This is a genomic window from Rhodoferax sp. P1_F3 (assembly GCF_056405715.1).
On record NZ_JBFUBO010000005.1, the window covers coordinates 229,846 to 245,406 of the forward strand.

Here is a 15,561-nt window from a genome sequence, read left to right on the forward strand (position 1 = left end):
GAACTCGGTGATTGCCGCAGATACCGGCCAACCCAAACGGATACTCATCACTGGCGCCACGCGAGGGATAGGCAAAGCCATCGCACAGGAATACCGTCGAGCAGGCGCCTATCTGATCGGTGTGGGCACATCGGCGATGGGCGATATGGATTGGGTGGATGAATACATCGTTAGCGATTTTTCCCGGATCGAGACCATTGAAGACTGCGCTAGGCAGCTTCGCGTGCTGCAGGTGGATGTCCTGATCAATAACGCAGGCATTAACAAGAACCAGCCTTTCGAAGAGATTTCTGCGCACGATTTTCTGCAAATCCAGCAGATTAATGTCGTTGCCCCCCTCATGTTGTGCCAGGCCGTGCTGCCCGGCATGCGGCAGCGCCGGTGGGGACGCATCGTTAACATTTCCTCCATATGGGGCAAGATCAGCAAGGCGCACAGGGCGTCGTATTCCACCAGCAAATTTGCGCTGGACGGCCTGACAGCCGCACTGGCTGCTGAAGTGGCCGCGGACGGTATTCTGGCCAACTGTGTTGCCCCGGGCTTTACCGATACCGAGCTGACGCAGCGCATGCTGGGGCCGCAGGGCATCCGCGAGCTGGTGGCGCAGGTACCGCTGGGGCGGCTGGCTTCGGTCGAGGAAATTGCGCGCCTGGTCTGCTGGCTGGGCAGCGAGCAAAATTCCTATGTCTCGGGTCAGAACATCGCGATTGATGGAGGGTTCACCCGTGTTTGAGCCACTTCGCATCCAGTCGCACAAAGGTTTGTACAGTGCGGAATTCCTCACGGATGACTGGAGCGTGCTGGCCAATGCTGTGACTGCAGGCGCACATTTTCTGATCGACGCCCGGATGGCGCAGCTGTACCGTGATCAGTTGGCCCCTGTGCTGCAATGCCCCACTACCATCTTCATCGATGCCACGGAAAACGCCAAAAGCTACGAGCAGGTCGGCAAAGTGATAGAGCAACTGGTTGCCAACGGGGTGCGCCGACAGCACAAGCTGGTGGCCATCGGCGGCGGCATCGTTCAGGACATCACCTGCTTCATTTCCAGCACACTGTTACGCGGTGTTCCATGGGAGTTTTTCCCTACTACATTGTTGTCCCAGGCAGATTCCTGCATAGGCTCGAAAAGCTCGATCAACCTGGGCGAGGTGAAGAACATCCTGGGTACCTTCAATCCGCCGCAACGGGTGGTGATCCTGACCGCCTTTCTGAAGACGCTGGACCTGCGCGACATGCGCTCCGGCATTGGCGAAATGCTCAAGGTCCATACCATTGCAGGGCCCGCCGCCTATGACGAAATTGCTGCTAGCTACGACGCGCTGCTTGTAGATCAGAGGGTGCTGCTGGGGTTTGTGCGCAAGGCCTTGCTGATCAAACAGCGTTACATCGAGGAAGATGAGTTTGACCGCGGCATCCGCAATATTTTCAATTATGGGCACAGCTTTGGTCACGCCATCGAGTCAGCAACAGGGCATGTCATCCCCCACGGGATCGCGGTGACGATAGGCATGGATATTGCCAACTTCGTGGCCACGCGGCGCGGTTTGCTGGGCGCTGGGCATTTCGAGCGCATGCACCCGGTGCTACAGAAGAATTACGCAGTCTTCCAGCGCACGCCCATGCCGCTGGACAGGTTGCTGGCTGCGTTGGGCAAAGACAAAAAAAATACCTCGAACCAACTGGGTCTTATCCTGCCAGTCGGTGACAGTGCACAGGTTGAGCGTGTTTTCGTGACACCGGATGATGCTTTTCGCGCCGACCTGCAAGCCTATTTTGATGAGGTACTTGCATGAACGAAACCGACCAAGTGGGCGTCTGCTCGCGATCTTTTTCCGCCAACCCTGTGCTGCGTGCTGAGTTGCTGAGCCGATACAAGAAGGTCAAGTTTAATGACGCGGGCCGCTCCTTGGCCGGTGACAGCCTGGTAGATTTCCTTGCCGATTGCGACAAAGCCATTACGGCGCTGGAAACCGTGGATGTGTCGGTGCTCAGTCGCTTGCCCCGCCTGAAAGTCATTGGCAAATATGGTGTTGGTTTGGACATGATTGACAAGGTAGCCATGCATCGCATGGGCAAACGTCTGGGGTGGACAGGTGGCGTTAACAAGCGCTCTGTGTCCGAACTCGTAATCGCATTTGCCATCTCTCTATTGCGCCACGTGCCGATTGTGAATCAGGAGGTGCGTTCAGGCGTCTGGCGCCAGACCACCGGGGGGTTGTTGACTGGCCGCGTGGTCGGTGTGATCGGCTGCGGGCATGTCGGTAAGGACCTGATCAAATTGTTGCGCGCCTTTGACTGCACAGTGCTGGCGCACGACATTCTGGAGTTTTCGGATTTTTACCGCGACCATCAGGTCACGCCGACTAGCCTCGAGGCGCTTCTGCAGCGGTCGGATATCGTTACCCTGCATGTCCCGCTGGACGATAGTACGCGGGACATGTTGTCGGCCCAGCGCTTGGCCCTGATGAAACCCGACGCGGTACTCATCAATCTGGCGCGTGGTGGTCTCGTGGACGAGACAGCGCTCAAGCACATGCTGCAAAACCGTCAACTACTGGCCGCCGCATTCGACGTGTTTACCCAGGAGCCGCCGCAGGATGCCGAGTTGCTCGGCCTGTCCAATTTCTTGGCAACGCCGCATATTGGCGGTAGCGCACGCGAAGCGATCCTCGCAATGGGGCGCTCTGCCATTGCTGGGCTGGATGAGCACTTCCCGCTGGATGCCACGGGTCGCATGCTCCCCGGAGGTGCGGCATGACCATACGGCCGCGCCGGGCGCTGCTCAACCCGGATCTGGTGCGTCCGCATGCGCTGGACTCGGTGCCTCGAGATCTTCGTGCAATCTGGTTGGACAAAAACGAAAATCTGGATCCCGAACTGCTGGCGCTAACCCACGAGCTGCTGGGCCAGATTTCGCCGGCCGCGCTGACTAACTACCCGGAAGCCGGGCAGTTGTACCGCCGCTTGGGGCAATGGCTGGGCGTGGACCCGCAATGCCTTTTGCTGACACCTGGCAGTGACGGCGCAATCCGGCTGGCGTTCGAAGCATTTGTTGAAACTGGCGACAGTGTGGTGCACACTTATCCGACATTTGCCATGTATCCGGTGTACTGCCAGATGTTTGGCGCCAAGGCAAATGCGATCGGTTATGTCGATGGCGCCGATGGCCCGCAACTGGATGTGCAGGCCTTGTTTGCCGCCATCCGCCGCGAGCGCCCCAAGCTGGTCTGTCTGCCCAATCCCGACAGTCCTACCGGAACGGTGCAAAGTGCGCAAGTGCTGGCGGAACTTCTGCGTGAATGCGAACTGGCCGGCAGCGTGCTGCTGATCGACGAGGCTTATCACCCGTTCTATGCCTGGACGGCGGTACCGTGGATTGCACAGTCCCCTAATCTGGTGGTGGCCCGGACTTTTGCCAAGGCATGGGGTGTGGCCGGCTTGCGCATCGGTTACTTGGTGACCCAGCCGGCAACTGCCGCGCTGCTGCACAAATTGCGGCCTATGTATGAGGTCAGCACGCTGGCCACCGAATTCATGGAGCGCATGCTGGACCATGTGCCGGCCATGCAGCAATCGGTAGAGCGCACGCTGCACGGCAAGGCCGAATTTGCGCAGCGGCTGGAACGCTTGGGGCTGCGGGTGCTCCGGACCCATGGCAACTTCCTGCATGTGCACTTTGGCGACCATGCGAAACAAGTGCATGCTGCTCTGCGTGGCCATGTGCTGTACCGGGAAAGTTTTTCGGTGCCAGGTTTGATTGGCTTCAGCCGCTTCAGCATGGCGCCCCCGGCCGTGCTTGCGCCTGTCATCGAACGTATTGAGCGTGTCTTGGGAGAGCTGTTGTGAGCACTGTACGGGTTGGAATCATCGGCTGCGGCCGCATCTCGGGTCACCATTGCCGGTCCATTTTCAAGACGGTCGGTTCGGAACTGGTGGCGGTGTGCGACCTGGATATTGCAAAAGCCAACGTTTATCGCGACGAATTTGGTGTGCCGGCATATGACAACTACCACCGCATGCTGCGGGAGCATCCCGGCATCAATATGGTGGCTATCGTGACGCCTTCGGGCATGCATTTTGAGCACGCGCTGGAAGTGATGCAGCGTTATGGCAAGCACGTCATCGTGGAAAAGCCGACCTTCATGAAGCCGTCCCAGGTGCGGCAGGCGTATGAGGTAGCGAAGCAGGCCGGTGTGCGCATTTTTCCGGTATTTCAGAATCGCCACAATCTGGCAGTGCAACGCGTGCTGCGGGGCCTGCGTGACGGAGAGCTGGGTGCGCTGCGTTCGGCTGCGGTGCGTGTGCGCTGGTGTCGTCCGCAACGCTATTACGATCTGGCGCCATGGCGCGGCACCTACGCCATGGATGGCGGTTGCCTGACCAATCAGGGCGTGCACCATATCGACCTGCTACGCAAGCTCGGCGGTGAGGTGCTGCGGGTGTGTTCTACCCACCGAACATTGGGAGCGCAAATCGAGGTGGAGGACACCGCCACCGCCGTGTTTGAATTTGCCAGCGGTGCCATCGGCAGCCTAGAAATCACCACCGCGGCGCGCCCGATGGACTACGAAGCCAGCTTGTCGCTGGTATGCGAGAACGGGCTGGCGCAGATAGGCGGTATTGCCGTCAATGAATTGCAGGTCTATACCCCCGAGCCCGCAGCCTGCGCCGCCAGCTCGGAAGACTTTTCCGGCAATGTATACGGCAATGGCCACCAGCAGATGTACAGCGACATCGTCGCGGCATTGTCCGGTGGCACGCCTTATTCTGCCGAGTACGAGGACGTGCTGGCATCGATGAAGCTGCTAAATGCCTTCTACCGCTCGGACGAATGCGCCGGCTGGGTGCAGGTCAATGAGGGCGAGGAAAGCACTCGGTTGGGGCGTTCGGACGATGCGCTTGCGGGGCTGTACCGAAGCGTCGGCGACTGATGATGCGCCGCTCGCGTTCCATGCAGCAGCGCCTGCGCACCATGGGCGCCGTGCTGCTGGTCGCTGCGCTTGCGGGTGTGGGTTTTTATGGCTGGAGGCAGTACCGGCTAGGGCAGTTGCAAGGATATGAGGCGGCGCTGGAAGTACCGTTGACTGCGCGTGCTGACATCATGCCGTTGTATTCCCTGTCACCGTTTCGGGGCATCGAGATTGAGTTTCCCGTGGCCGAAGTCGCCGAACGCTATGTGTTGCGCGTCTGGGTCTACAAGGATCAAAACCCTGCTCAGGCCGAACGCGAGTTGAAGCAATTTCTCGGGGCTTTCTATGCGAGCTCGCAGACGCGCATTGACATGCGCCTATCTTCCATGGAGGTTGAGCTCAGCGCCCTGCAGGCAGAACAACGTGCCAAGATCTTTGAGGCAAACTATCTGCAGCGCAACTATGCGTCATTGCGTGCCCAGCGTGTTGAGCAACTGTATGAGGAGGCCAGGGCTTTGGGAGCCGTCATGGAGTCCAAGCGGCATGCGTTGATGGCCGCGCAGGGCATCCACAGCGTAACGGTGCAGTCATTTACCACGTTCGCACCGCGTGCCAGGGGCATGGTCATGGCTTTGCAGAGTCTGCTCGTAGCCCTGTTTGTCGTGTTGTTGCAGGTTCTGTGGCTGCAGCGGAAAACCCCGCCCCATGCAGCGTTGTGACCGACTCGTCGTCGGTGGGCAGTTGGCATTGCTGGCAGGTCTTGCTGTACTGCCCCACCAGGCCTTGCTGCATTCGCTCTTCAAGCTCACGCTGTTTGGCAAGAACCTCTGGCTGATCCTGTCTCTGGGTATGGCTGTTGCCGGCATGTCTGTTGTCGTCGTACGGGCGGGGGGGGCGCKGGGACGCCACCTACTATTGCTATGCGCCATGCTATGGATGGCTGGCATATGGGCGGGGCTGTACTGGCCGGATGCGGGTGTTGCCGAGGTAGTGGTCAATACCCGGCCGCTTTTCCTGTTCCCGTTCGCTCTGTTGACCGGGCTTGCGACGTCCCGTGACGCGCGATTCCAGCGATGGTTCTTGTACCTAGTTCTGCTGCAGGGAGTGGTGCAGGCGCTGGTCGGGCTGTTGCATGTCTACGTGTTTCCGCAGGTGGTGACTGGTACCGGCGCCTATTTACGTGGGCTGGTCTACTTCGTGACCGAGGAATGGCCATTGTTCACCAGTCGGGAAGCCGGAACGCTGGGAAACCCGTCGGCCTATGCCGAGATGATCAGTGTAGCTGCGTTCGCGGCCTGCTACCTCCTGGCCTTACGGACAATGTGTCCGGTGACGTTGCCGATATTGGGTGGCTGCCTGGGACTGTGGCTTCTGCTTGTGACGGCAGTGATCCCTTCGCTGTCCCGGGTGGCGATGGTGTACGTGTCTGTACCTTTTCTCGTGTTGCTGGTCAAGCAGATAGCCACGGCAAAATCGGAGACCCGTCGCCTGTTGCTGGTGCTGGTTGGGGCAGTGCTGGGGGTCATGGCGCTGGTGGTGGTGGTGGTGCGCTATCCCCAGTTGCTGGACCGTTACCGCGTGGAGGGCATGTATAGCAGGACGCAGAAGAATGTGCTGCTGGCGGAAGCGCTGTGTTTCAACTGGACATATTTCTTCTTCGGCGTGCCCGCTGAATTGCTCAGAAGCTTACGCAGCCCCGAGGGCATAGGTTTTGGCGACAACTCCTACCTGCGTCTGGCCGGCGCTACGGGGGTCCCGCTGTTTTGCGCATGGCTTGTATTGAGCTTGCGCATCTGGCTGCAAGCCGGACTGGGTCGCATGGAACATCCCTCTTGGCAATGGCTGCACATGGCATTGCTTAGTTATCTGCTCGTGCTGCTCTATCTCGGTGACGTATTATTTAACGATGGCTGGCTATTGATGTGCGCAATGCTGCTGGCTGCCCGCCCACCGGGAGGCGCGGCAACGGATGGGTTGACCCGCTAAGATTTCACTGAAAGGAATTCACATATGACCAAGATTTATGGGATCGTACCTGCGCGCATGGCCGCCTCGCGTTTCCCCGGCAAACCCATGTTTCCCATCCTAGGGCGCCCTATGGTGGAGCACGTGCTTCTGCGCGCTGCCATGTATACGGGCTGGTCCCAACTCACGCTGGCGACATGCGACGACGAGATCGCCAGCTTCGCGGCTTCCAAGGGCATTTCCTGCACCATGACCGGCTCGCATCACGCGCGCGCGCTGGACCGGGTCGCCGAAGCCGTTCAGCGGCTTGGAGAGCCTGTAGGCGATCAGGACATCGTGGTGTGTGTGCAAGGGGATGAACCCATGATGCGCCCCGATATGATTGATACGGTCATCGAGCCGTTGCTCAAAGATGCGAGCAAGGCGGGAACCATTCTGGCCATGCATGTTGTGGACAAGGATATCTGGCTGAACCCGGATACCGTCAAACTGATCCACAACGCTGCCGGCGAGGTCTTGTACACCTCGCGTGCCCCACTGCCGTATTGCAAGGGTGAGTTTTCGGCAGACTTGATGGCGCGCCGCATTTACGGCATTTTTGCGTTCCGCTGGAAATACTTGCGGATGTTCACCGAACACCCGGAAACCCGGCTGGAGCGCCTGGAAGCCTGCGACAGCAATCGCATTCTGGACATGGGCTTCCGCCAGCACATCGCCCCGTATCCGAACATCCAGTCCTATTCCGTGGACAGTCCGAGCGACATTCAGTTGGTTGAAAAATACATGCAGGGCGATGCGCTTTGGGAAAGCTACAAGTAGTATGAGCAGCCCGCAACGCAACATCGAATACCAGACCGCCTGGCTGTCCGAGTACTTTTCTGCCCACCGCATCCGATGGGACCAGTTCTATGCTTCGGAGCGTGCGCTTCTGGAGGCCGTGAATCCGGCACCCGACAGCACCATCCTGGATGTGGGCTGCGGTTGTGGCGGCCTTGGCTTGGCGTTGAAGGAGCGCTTCGGTATCAACCGGTATCAAGGCGTTGAGATCAATGCCGCCGCCGCCGAAGCGGCGCGCCGGATGAACCCGCAGGCGCAGATCCACCAAGGTGATGTGTTGAAGATTGACTCGGAGCAGCTGGCCGGCAAGCAGTATGACGTGGTGTTCTCACTCAGTTGCATCGACTGGAATGTGCAGTTTGAGGACATGCTGCAGGTGGTCTGGTCTCATGTGGCACCCGGCGGGCATATGGTGGCGACCTTCCGGTTGACGGATGGCCCGGGCTGCAAGGATTTTGAACGTTCGCACCAGTACATGAATGCCGACGGCCTGATGCAGGGCGAACGTGCGGCTTATGTTGTGTCTAACGCAAAAGAGTTGTGGGGGCAGCTTGGCCATCTTGGTCCACAGAGTATGCGGGCGCACGGATACTGGGGGGTGCCATCGGCGACGGCGGTCACGCCCTACAGTCGCTTGTGTTTTGTCGCTCTGGCGCTGCGCAAGCGTTTGCCGGCGGCGGCGATGGGCCCGATCGACATGCAGCTGCAATTGCCGGATGACATTGTTCGCACATTGAGGGGCGAGATTCGGTGAAATCGGTCGGGCTGATCTGGGACTTGCCCGCTGCGCCACCGTCCTGGGATGGTCAGGTCTTTCACTGGCGTTCCACGGAGGTGTCGCAAGGGTTGATCTCGATACCTGCCCACCTGGAATTGCATGGTGACAGGCTACGCAAGACTTATCTCGCTTTTGTTCATGAGCTCGGCACGCTGCCGGTGGCGGGTCTGCCGGTTCGCCGGCATCTGCAGGACGGGGCGGGCAACAATTTCTGGTGGATGGGCCTGCTGGCTGAAAAAAGCCCGTTCAAGACTCCCGAAATCTACCAAGCACTGCGTCTGCTGGCGCTACAGGATTTCTTGCGCGAGACCCCTCCCCAAGCCTTGGTATTGCGCAGCGCAGACCGCATTCTTGCCCAAGCCGTACGGGTTTTGTGCGCCCAGTACCAGATTGTGTTCTTGTATGAGCCGCAGGTCGCTCAGGAGCGACGGCAGCCACTCCGAATAGCGCTCAAGAAACGTGTGCCGGAATGGCTGCAGGCTCCGTTGGCGGTATGCGCCTATCTGGTGCGGCGTTGGCCGCTGCGCCAGATGCGGCCGTTGCACTGGAATTCTGGCGAAAACGCGTTTCTGTTTTGCTCCTATTTTGCGCACCTTGACGGAAATGCGGCAAAGGCCGGGCAGTTTCAATCCCGGCAATGGGGCCCCTTGCCGAATGTGTTGGCAGACAGCGGATTGCAGCTCAACTGGCTTCAGAATTTCTGGCCAGGAGAGGCTGCGCCGGACGCACGCGCCGGTGTGGAACTGGCGCGCCGGTTTAATGGCGCGGATCCGGGCCTTGGGGTGCACGGGTTTGTGGATTCCTACGTGGGGGTACGCGTGCTACTGCGTTCGCTGCGCAGTTGGCTGTTTCTGCTGTCGCGCGCCTGGGTGCTCCGTGGCATGGCTGTGCGGCTACAGGTGCATCACATGCCAGCCTTTTTATGGCCTGTGCTGCGCGCCGCGTGGTCGAGCTCACTGGTCGGCCGCGTTGCTTTCGCCAATTGCCTGAATGTCCACTTGTTTGACGCTGCGTTGAGCGACATCCCGCAACAGCAGCGCGGACTCTATCTTTTTGAGAATCAGGCTTGGGAAAAGGCCTTTCTGGCGGCGTGGCGCAGACACGGGCACGGTCACATCACGGGGGTCGTGCACGCCACTGTGCCATTTTGGCATCTGTACTATGCCGAAGATCCACGCAGCTTCCAAGAAGCGGGATCAGACTGCATGCCCATGCCGGATCGCGTGGCAGTCAATGGTGAAGGCGCCAGGGCTGCACTGCTGGCCCAAGGTTATGGCGCTAGCCGGCTGAGCCCGGTGGAAGCATTGCGCTATTTGGGCCTGGCGCGGACCAAAGCGGTCCCTGCGGCCGATGAGGGGGGGGCGCGGGAAACCCGGGTTTTGATCGTCGGGGACATGGAGCCGGACGGCCTGCGCAATTTGTTGCAGGCGGTATGCCAGGCCAAGGAGCTGCTGCCGCCTAGCTATCGCTTTGCGTTCAAGCCGCACCCGGCCTACCTCGTGGACCCGGTGCAAATGGCTAGCGTCGATATTCCTGTGGTCGGCGGGAATTTGCCCGAGCTGCTGCTGCGCTGTGATTGCGTGATCGCCGGGAACAGTACTTCGGCCTGCGTGGATGCATTTCTTGCGGGTAAACCAGTGATAATTGGGCACTCAGGGCAGTACCTCAATCTGAGCCCACTCAGGGGGCAGCCCGGGGTCGTATTTTTCGAGTCTTCACAGCAACTGCTGGCTGTCTTGGGGGCCAGCAACCCGTACAACCAACGCATGCACGGGGGTGAGGAGTATTTCTACCTGGATGGCGACCTAAAGCGATGGAGAAATCTGCTGGGGCTATCTGTTGCCGCTGCAACGGGGGGCAATGAATAGGAAGGAATGGGATAGATGAACTCGTATCTGAATAAGGTGTTTGAAGGGCGGTGCGTTCTCGTCACGGGGCACACTGGCTTCAAAGGCAGCTGGCTGACTGCTTGGTTGACTACGCTGGGGGCCCGGGTGGTGGGCCTTGCGCTGGACCCGCCGACCGAGCCGTCCCACTTCAAGGCTGCGCGCATGGCCGACAGCGTGCAGGACCTGCGCGCGGATGTGCGGGATGTCGGATCGGTACGGGAAGTGGTGGCCCAGGTGCAGCCGGACTTTGTGTTCCACCTGGCTGCACAGGCATTGGTGCGCCGTTCATACGACGATCCGCTGGAAACTTGGCAGACCAATGTCATGGGTACCCTGCATGTGTTGGAAGCGCTGCGTACGTTGGACAAGCCCTGTGCAGCAGTGCTCATCACCAGCGACAAATGCTATGACAATGTGGAATGGGTCTGGGGCTACCGCGAGACCGACGCACTGGGCGGGCCGGACCCGTACAGTGCATCCAAAGGGGCTGCCGAGCTGGTCATACGCTCGCATGTGAAGTCTTTTTTTTCGGCCTCCAGCAGCAAGGTGCGCATTGCATCTGCGCGCGCTGGCAACGTGATCGGCGGCGGCGACTGGGCCTCTGACCGCATCGTGCCCGATTGCGTGCGCGCTTGGTCACGGGGTGATGTGGCCCAGCTGCGTAATCCGGGAGCGACCCGGCCCTGGCAGCATGTGCTGGAGCCCTTGGGCGGGTATCTTGCACTTGCGGCCGCGCTGGCACAGCAGCCGGTTCTTCACGGGGAATCGTTCAATTTCGGCCCTCCTGCACAGCAGAACCACAGCGTACTCCTGCTTGTGGAGCAAATGGCCCGCTACTGGAACCAAGTGCGTTGGGAGGATGTCTCCCGATCAGTGAAAGGGCCCTACGAATCAGGGTTGCTCAAGCTCAACTGCGACAAGGCCCTTCACCAACTGCAATGGCATGCTGCCATGGGCTTCGAAGATACTGTGCGCATGACTGCGCAGTGGTACGGTGCGTATTACCGCGAGCCGTCTAGGATTGCCGAAGTTACCGCACGGCAAGTGCAGGAATACTGTGAAATCGCAAGGCTGCAGGGGCTACCATGGGCGCAGTAACAAGTGATGTTCAGGTCACGCCGCTGAAACGGGTCGAGGTGGCGGGCGGTGACGTCCTGCACGCCATGAGGCAGAGCGATACAGGCTTCGCTGGTTTTGGTGAGGCATATTTTTCCTGGGTTAATCCGGGGATTGTCAAGGCTTGGAAGCGCCACCTGCGCATGACCATGAACCTGCTGGTTCCGGTTGGTAGCGTGCGCTTTGTGCTCTGGAATGGCCAGCCTGGGTCGTTCCGTGAGGAAGTGATCGGGCTCGAGTCCCGCTATGTACGGTTGACCATTCCGCCGGGCTTCTGGTTTGGATTCCAGGGCAGGTCGGAGGCACCGAGTCTGGTATTGAATCTGGCAAACATCGAGCACGACCCACTGGAGGTGGAGCGTTTGGGGATCGATGCGGTTAACTACGATTGGAATTGAAACATGAAAGTGGTCCTGTTGGCGGGCGGATTTGGAACACGTCTCTCGGAATATACCGACGTCATCCCAAAGCCCATGGTGCCGGTTGGCGGCAAGCCCATCCTGTGGCACATCATGAAGATTTTTGCACATTTCGGGCACAAGGATTTTTATGTTGCATTGGGCTACAAGGCCGCGATCATCAAGGAGTATTTCCTGAACTATCGGGCATTGAATGCGGACTTCACGGTCAATCTTGCCACTGGTGTAGTTGCGCCGCATCAGGTCGATCCGGTGGATTGGCATGTGACGCTGGTACATACTGGCGACGCTTCCATGACCGGTGGGCGTGTCAAGCGCATGCGTGAGTATGTCGGCAATGAGACCTTTATGCTGACCTATGGCGACGGTGTAGCTAATGTCGATATAGACGCGCTGCTCCGCTTCCACCGCCAGCACGGCAAGATGGTGACGGTCACCGCGGTGCGCCCTGCGGCCCGCTTTGGTGAACTTGGTATCGTGGAGGACCGGGTCGATTCCTTCAAGGAAAAGCCGCAGATGCACGAAGGCTGGATCAACGGTGGCTTCTTCGTGATCGAGCCCCGTTTCCTGGACCTCATCGAAGGCGACAGCACGCTGCTGGAGCGGGAGCCGCTGGAAACCGCCGCGCGCAAGGGTGAACTCATGGCCTACAAACATGATGGCTTCTGGCATTGCATGGACACCAAGCGTGATCACGATCTGCTGGAGTCGCTATGGCGCGAGGGAGCGCCCTGGCTGCCGTGAGCCCTGCGTTCATCTCTGTCGTCATGCCCTCGTACAACCATGGGCATCTGATTGCACGCGCCATCGATTCGGTACTGGCCCAGGGTCACCCGCATTGGGAACTGATCATTGTGGACAACCATTCCACCGACAATACGAAGCAACTGGTAGAAGGCTACAACGATCCGCGTATTCAGTTTTTGCAGATTCACAACCAAGGCATCATCGCAGCCTCCCGCAACATGGGCGTAGGGCAGGCCAGGGGAGAGTGGGTCGCCTTTCTAGATTCGGACGACTGGTGGACTCCAGACAAGCTCGAGACTTGCGTGCCGCAGCTGCAGTCCAGTGTCGATGTTTTGTACCACGACCTTACGCTGGTCGGTTCTGGCAGAAGTCTGTTGCGACGCCGGAAAATCCATTGTTGGCAGACGACGCGGCCGGTATTGCCAGACCTGCTAGTGCGTGGCAATGCGCTGGCGACCTCCGCTGTCATGGTTCGGCGGGCGCTGTTGCTGCAAGTGGCTGACCGGATCGAATCCCGCGAATTCAGTGCTGCGGCGGACTATGCCTGCTGGCTGAACTTGGCCCAGCTGACCGACAGCTTCCTGTACCTGCCCCAGGTGCTGGGCTTCTACTTGGTGCATGGTCAGGGCGTTTCCCGACGTGACATGTCAGAGCCCATGGCCCGGGCATGCGCGCCTTTTGTGCATGTGCTTGGTCCTGACCAGCTACGTATCCACCAATCTTGGTTGCGTTATGCGCGGGGGCGGCATCTATTCGCCAGCGGCCATCGCGCGGCGGCGGTGCCTGAGTTGCTGTTCGCTGCATCGGCATCCCGTTCCATCGAAATTCGGCTGAAATCGCTCGCGATGCTAGTCTTGTCCCACCTCGGGCGTAAGGCATGAATGTCAGCCTGCGCAGTCCCCGTTCCCTGGTGTTCGCCAGCCTGCCACCGCCAGTCGGCGGAGTGGCGTCCATTGTCCAGATGCTGCATGCCAACCTCTCCGGTCGTGAGGACATACTGTTTGCGGCGCCGTTGTCCAAAACGGATGGGCTGGCGGGTACCCTGCGGCCATTGCGCAACCTGCTTCGGATCGGTCGTTCCGCGCTGTGCATCGCACGTGGCGGTCGGGTGTTGATGTTTTCCAGTGCTGGGCTTTCCTTTTACGAAAAGCTGCTGTGGAGCGCCTTTGTCCTGCTGCTGGGGCGCAAACCAGTGCTGGCCATGGTCGACGGCAACTTCCCGGCATTCTGGCAACGCCAGCGGCCGTCGCTGCAAGCCTTGGCTCGTAGCAGCATGGCGCACCCGGCGATGCGGCTGGGCGCGCAGTCCCAGACCTGGCTTAATTTCTACCGAGGGATTTTTTCACAGACAGATGTCAAGGTTTTTGCCGCTACTGTGGCGCCTGGTTTTTGGCGGCCAGCACCGCCGGTGCAGCGCGATGCGATGCGGGTGATTTATGTCGGCTGGATGATTCCCGAGAAGGGCATTGTGGACCTGCTCGATGCGTTTGCCGAGGTGGTGTCCAGACAGCCCGACGCGCGCTTGCGCCTGGTGGGCCCATTGTTTGACCAGCAGGCCTTCTGGTGCCATGAACTGACGCGCCGGCAACTGGCGGACAAGGTGGAAATGGTCGGTCCGATCACGGACCGCAGGGTGCTCATGCATGAACTACGGAGTGCCGCCTTGTTTGTTCTACCGTCCCACGCCGAAGGACTGCCGGTTGCTTTGCTGGAAGCCATGGCTTTGGGCGTGCCCTGTATTGCATCGGACGTAGGCGCGATTGCCGATGTGTTGGACCAGGGGCGTGCCGGTAGTTTGGTGCCGGTGCGCTCACCTGACAAACTGGCGGCAGAAATCATTCGTCTGCTGTCGGATCCGGTGGCACGTGAGCGACTGGCGGTGGCGGCGTTTGACCGAGCCTCTACCTACTACGGCACGGAGGCATTCGTGGCCTCCTATCTGCGACTGCTGGATCTGCCATGAACCGGCTTCACGCAAAGGTTGTCGCGATCGTCGGAGTCGGCTTTATCGGCCACCATCTGGTGCGCGCCTTTCTGGCCCAAGGGTACCGGGTTCAGGTGCTCGACCGCAATCCCTGCCCGCCCGAGTTCCAGGATGCGGTGCTTTGGACCATTGGCGACTTCCATGACCTAGTCGCACTGACCACGGCTCTCTCGGGCGCCGCGCTGGCCTACCATCTGGTCTCTAGTACGGTGCCGGGCGACCTGCATGTGGATGTGGCTCGGGAGCTGCATGACAACGTAGTGGGTTCACTGAATTTTGCGGAAGTATGTTCGCAGGTCGGTGTAACCCGAATGGTTTTTGCGTCCTCGGCCTCGGTGTATGGCGTGCAGAACCACTTTCCCATAAACGAGAGTGCTGCCACCGATCCCATCAGCGCCCACGGTGTGCACAAACTGGCGGTGGAAAAATTTCTCCTCATGGCGCAACGCGAGCGCGGTCTTGAGGTTCGCCTCCTGAGGTTGGCCAACCCTTATGGACCGGGTCAGAGTCTGCAGGGACGTCAGGGCTTCGTAGCCATCGCCATCGGCTGTTTGCTGAACCGCCAGGCCCTGACGCTGCGTGACGCGGGCACCATGGTGCGTGACTTTATTTACGTCAGCGATATGGCCGAGGCCATGCTGCGTGGCGGCGTGCGCGACGGGCTCCCCGCCATCATCAATTTGGGAGCGGGTCAGGGACACTCCCTGCGTCAGGTGGTTGATACCGTGCAGGAACTTACCGGCCAGACGCTGTCCGTGGTGCAGGCGTCGGCGCGCGCGGTGGATATTCCCCTTAGTGTGATGGACATCACATTGGCCCGGCAGGTACTGGATTTTGAGCCCATGACCAGCATTGCCGATGGCATTGCAAAAACCCTGCGCCATCACGGCCTGCGGGTGCGTTCGAACTGAGG

The 15,561-nt window shown here is 59.7% G+C and carries 16 protein-coding genes; all 16 read left to right on the forward strand.

From position 1 onward, the window contains the following. The first annotated feature begins 7 nt into the window (after nucleotides 1–7). The 16 genes from AC1DZ5_RS10580 to AC1DZ5_RS10655 are packed head-to-tail and all read left to right on the forward strand — an operon-like array spanning nucleotide 8 to nucleotide 15,559. Complete coding sequence (locus AC1DZ5_RS10580) at nucleotides 8–733, forward strand: SDR family NAD(P)-dependent oxidoreductase (protein WP_477888761.1); 726 nt, start codon at nucleotides 8–10, stop codon at nucleotides 731–733. Then, a complete protein-coding gene (locus AC1DZ5_RS10585) occupies nucleotides 726–1,796 on the forward strand; it encodes an AroB-related putative sugar phosphate phospholyase (cyclizing) (RefSeq protein WP_477888763.1) in 1,071 nt (356 codons plus the stop codon). Before AC1DZ5_RS10580 ends, AC1DZ5_RS10585 begins: the two co-directional genes overlap by 8 nt. Then, complete coding sequence (locus AC1DZ5_RS10590) at nucleotides 1,793–2,761, forward strand: phosphoglycerate dehydrogenase (RefSeq protein ID WP_477888765.1); 969 nt, start codon at nucleotides 1,793–1,795, stop codon at nucleotides 2,759–2,761. The genes AC1DZ5_RS10585 and AC1DZ5_RS10590 overlap by 4 nt, the downstream gene beginning before the upstream one ends. Beyond that, a complete protein-coding gene (locus tag AC1DZ5_RS10595; protein ID WP_477888767.1) occupies nucleotides 2,758–3,849 on the forward strand; it encodes a pyridoxal phosphate-dependent aminotransferase in 1,092 nt (363 codons plus the stop codon). Before AC1DZ5_RS10590 ends, AC1DZ5_RS10595 begins: the two co-directional genes overlap by 4 nt. Then, nucleotides 3,846–4,934, forward strand: coding sequence for a Gfo/Idh/MocA family protein (locus AC1DZ5_RS10600; RefSeq protein WP_477888769.1), 1,089 nt, complete (start codon nucleotides 3,846–3,848; stop codon nucleotides 4,932–4,934). The genes AC1DZ5_RS10595 and AC1DZ5_RS10600 overlap by 4 nt, the downstream gene beginning before the upstream one ends. 2 nt (nucleotides 4,935–4,936) lie before the next feature. Further along, on the forward strand, nucleotides 4,937–5,632 hold the full coding sequence (locus AC1DZ5_RS10605) for a hypothetical protein (RefSeq protein ID WP_477888771.1): 696 nt from the start codon (nucleotides 4,937–4,939) through the stop codon (nucleotides 5,630–5,632). Beyond that, entirely contained in the window at nucleotides 5,619–6,899 is a 1,281-nt protein-coding gene (locus AC1DZ5_RS10610; protein WP_477888773.1) for a hypothetical protein, read from the forward strand. Before AC1DZ5_RS10605 ends, AC1DZ5_RS10610 begins: the two co-directional genes overlap by 14 nt. Nucleotides 6,900–6,923: 24 nt before the next feature. After that, nucleotides 6,924–7,697 carry a 3-deoxy-manno-octulosonate cytidylyltransferase gene (locus AC1DZ5_RS10615; RefSeq protein ID WP_477888775.1) on the forward strand — a complete coding sequence of 258 codons (774 nt, stop codon included), beginning with the start codon at nucleotides 6,924–6,926 and terminating at the stop codon, nucleotides 7,695–7,697. A gap of 1 nt (nucleotide 7,698) precedes the next feature. Beyond that, entirely contained in the window at nucleotides 7,699–8,469 is a 771-nt protein-coding gene (locus AC1DZ5_RS10620; protein WP_477888777.1) for a methyltransferase, read from the forward strand. Beyond that, nucleotides 8,466–10,361: a TIGR04326 family surface carbohydrate biosynthesis protein gene (locus tag AC1DZ5_RS10625; RefSeq protein ID WP_477888779.1), complete on the forward strand. Its 1,896-nt coding sequence runs from the start codon at nucleotides 8,466–8,468 to the stop codon at nucleotides 10,359–10,361. Before AC1DZ5_RS10620 ends, AC1DZ5_RS10625 begins: the two co-directional genes overlap by 4 nt. A 15-nt stretch (nucleotides 10,362–10,376) precedes the next feature. After that, nucleotides 10,377–11,480: a CDP-glucose 4,6-dehydratase gene (gene rfbG / locus AC1DZ5_RS10630; RefSeq protein ID WP_477888781.1), complete on the forward strand. Its 1,104-nt coding sequence runs from the start codon at nucleotides 10,377–10,379 to the stop codon at nucleotides 11,478–11,480. Beyond that, the gene (locus AC1DZ5_RS10635; protein WP_477888783.1) at nucleotides 11,468–11,896 is read left to right on the forward strand and encodes a dTDP-4-dehydrorhamnose 3,5-epimerase; all 429 of its coding nucleotides are present in this window, start codon (nucleotides 11,468–11,470) and stop codon (nucleotides 11,894–11,896) included. The genes rfbG and AC1DZ5_RS10635 overlap by 13 nt, the downstream gene beginning before the upstream one ends. Before the next feature lie 3 nt (nucleotides 11,897–11,899). After that, the gene (rfbF, locus tag AC1DZ5_RS10640; RefSeq protein WP_477888785.1) at nucleotides 11,900–12,661 is read left to right on the forward strand and encodes a glucose-1-phosphate cytidylyltransferase; all 762 of its coding nucleotides are present in this window, start codon (nucleotides 11,900–11,902) and stop codon (nucleotides 12,659–12,661) included. Continuing rightward, complete coding sequence (locus AC1DZ5_RS10645) at nucleotides 12,658–13,545, forward strand: glycosyltransferase family 2 protein (RefSeq protein WP_477888787.1); 888 nt, start codon at nucleotides 12,658–12,660, stop codon at nucleotides 13,543–13,545. The genes rfbF and AC1DZ5_RS10645 overlap by 4 nt, the downstream gene beginning before the upstream one ends. Continuing rightward, on the forward strand, nucleotides 13,542–14,627 hold the full coding sequence (locus tag AC1DZ5_RS10650) for a glycosyltransferase family 4 protein (protein WP_477888789.1): 1,086 nt from the start codon (nucleotides 13,542–13,544) through the stop codon (nucleotides 14,625–14,627). Before AC1DZ5_RS10645 ends, AC1DZ5_RS10650 begins: the two co-directional genes overlap by 4 nt. Continuing rightward, on the forward strand, nucleotides 14,624–15,559 hold the full coding sequence (locus AC1DZ5_RS10655) for an NAD-dependent epimerase/dehydratase family protein (protein WP_477888791.1): 936 nt from the start codon (nucleotides 14,624–14,626) through the stop codon (nucleotides 15,557–15,559). The genes AC1DZ5_RS10650 and AC1DZ5_RS10655 overlap by 4 nt, the downstream gene beginning before the upstream one ends. Nucleotides 15,560–15,561 lie beyond the last annotated feature (2 nt).

Excerpts from the sequence above, each read along its gene's own strand:
- AC1DZ5_RS10620 (WP_477888777.1), top strand. The coding sequence starts at position 7,699 with ATGAGCAGCCCGCAACGCAACATCGAATACCAGACCGCCTGGCTGTCC.
- AC1DZ5_RS10590 (WP_477888765.1), top strand. The coding sequence starts at position 1,793 with ATGAACGAAACCGACCAAGTGGGCGTCTGCTCGCGATCTTTTTCCGCC.
- rfbF (WP_477888785.1), top strand. The coding sequence starts at position 11,900 with ATGAAAGTGGTCCTGTTGGCGGGCGGATTTGGAACACGTCTCTCGGAA.
- AC1DZ5_RS10595 (WP_477888767.1), top strand. The coding sequence starts at position 2,758 with ATGACCATACGGCCGCGCCGGGCGCTGCTCAACCCGGATCTGGTGCGT.
- AC1DZ5_RS10655 (WP_477888791.1), top strand. The coding sequence starts at position 14,624 with ATGAACCGGCTTCACGCAAAGGTTGTCGCGATCGTCGGAGTCGGCTTT.
- AC1DZ5_RS10650 (WP_477888789.1), top strand. The coding sequence starts at position 13,542 with ATGAATGTCAGCCTGCGCAGTCCCCGTTCCCTGGTGTTCGCCAGCCTG.
- rfbG (WP_477888781.1), top strand. The coding sequence starts at position 10,377 with ATGAACTCGTATCTGAATAAGGTGTTTGAAGGGCGGTGCGTTCTCGTC.
- AC1DZ5_RS10615 (WP_477888775.1), top strand. The coding sequence starts at position 6,924 with ATGACCAAGATTTATGGGATCGTACCTGCGCGCATGGCCGCCTCGCGT.
- AC1DZ5_RS10605 (WP_477888771.1), top strand. The coding sequence starts at position 4,937 with ATGCGCCGCTCGCGTTCCATGCAGCAGCGCCTGCGCACCATGGGCGCC.
- AC1DZ5_RS10635 (WP_477888783.1), top strand. The coding sequence starts at position 11,468 with ATGGGCGCAGTAACAAGTGATGTTCAGGTCACGCCGCTGAAACGGGTC.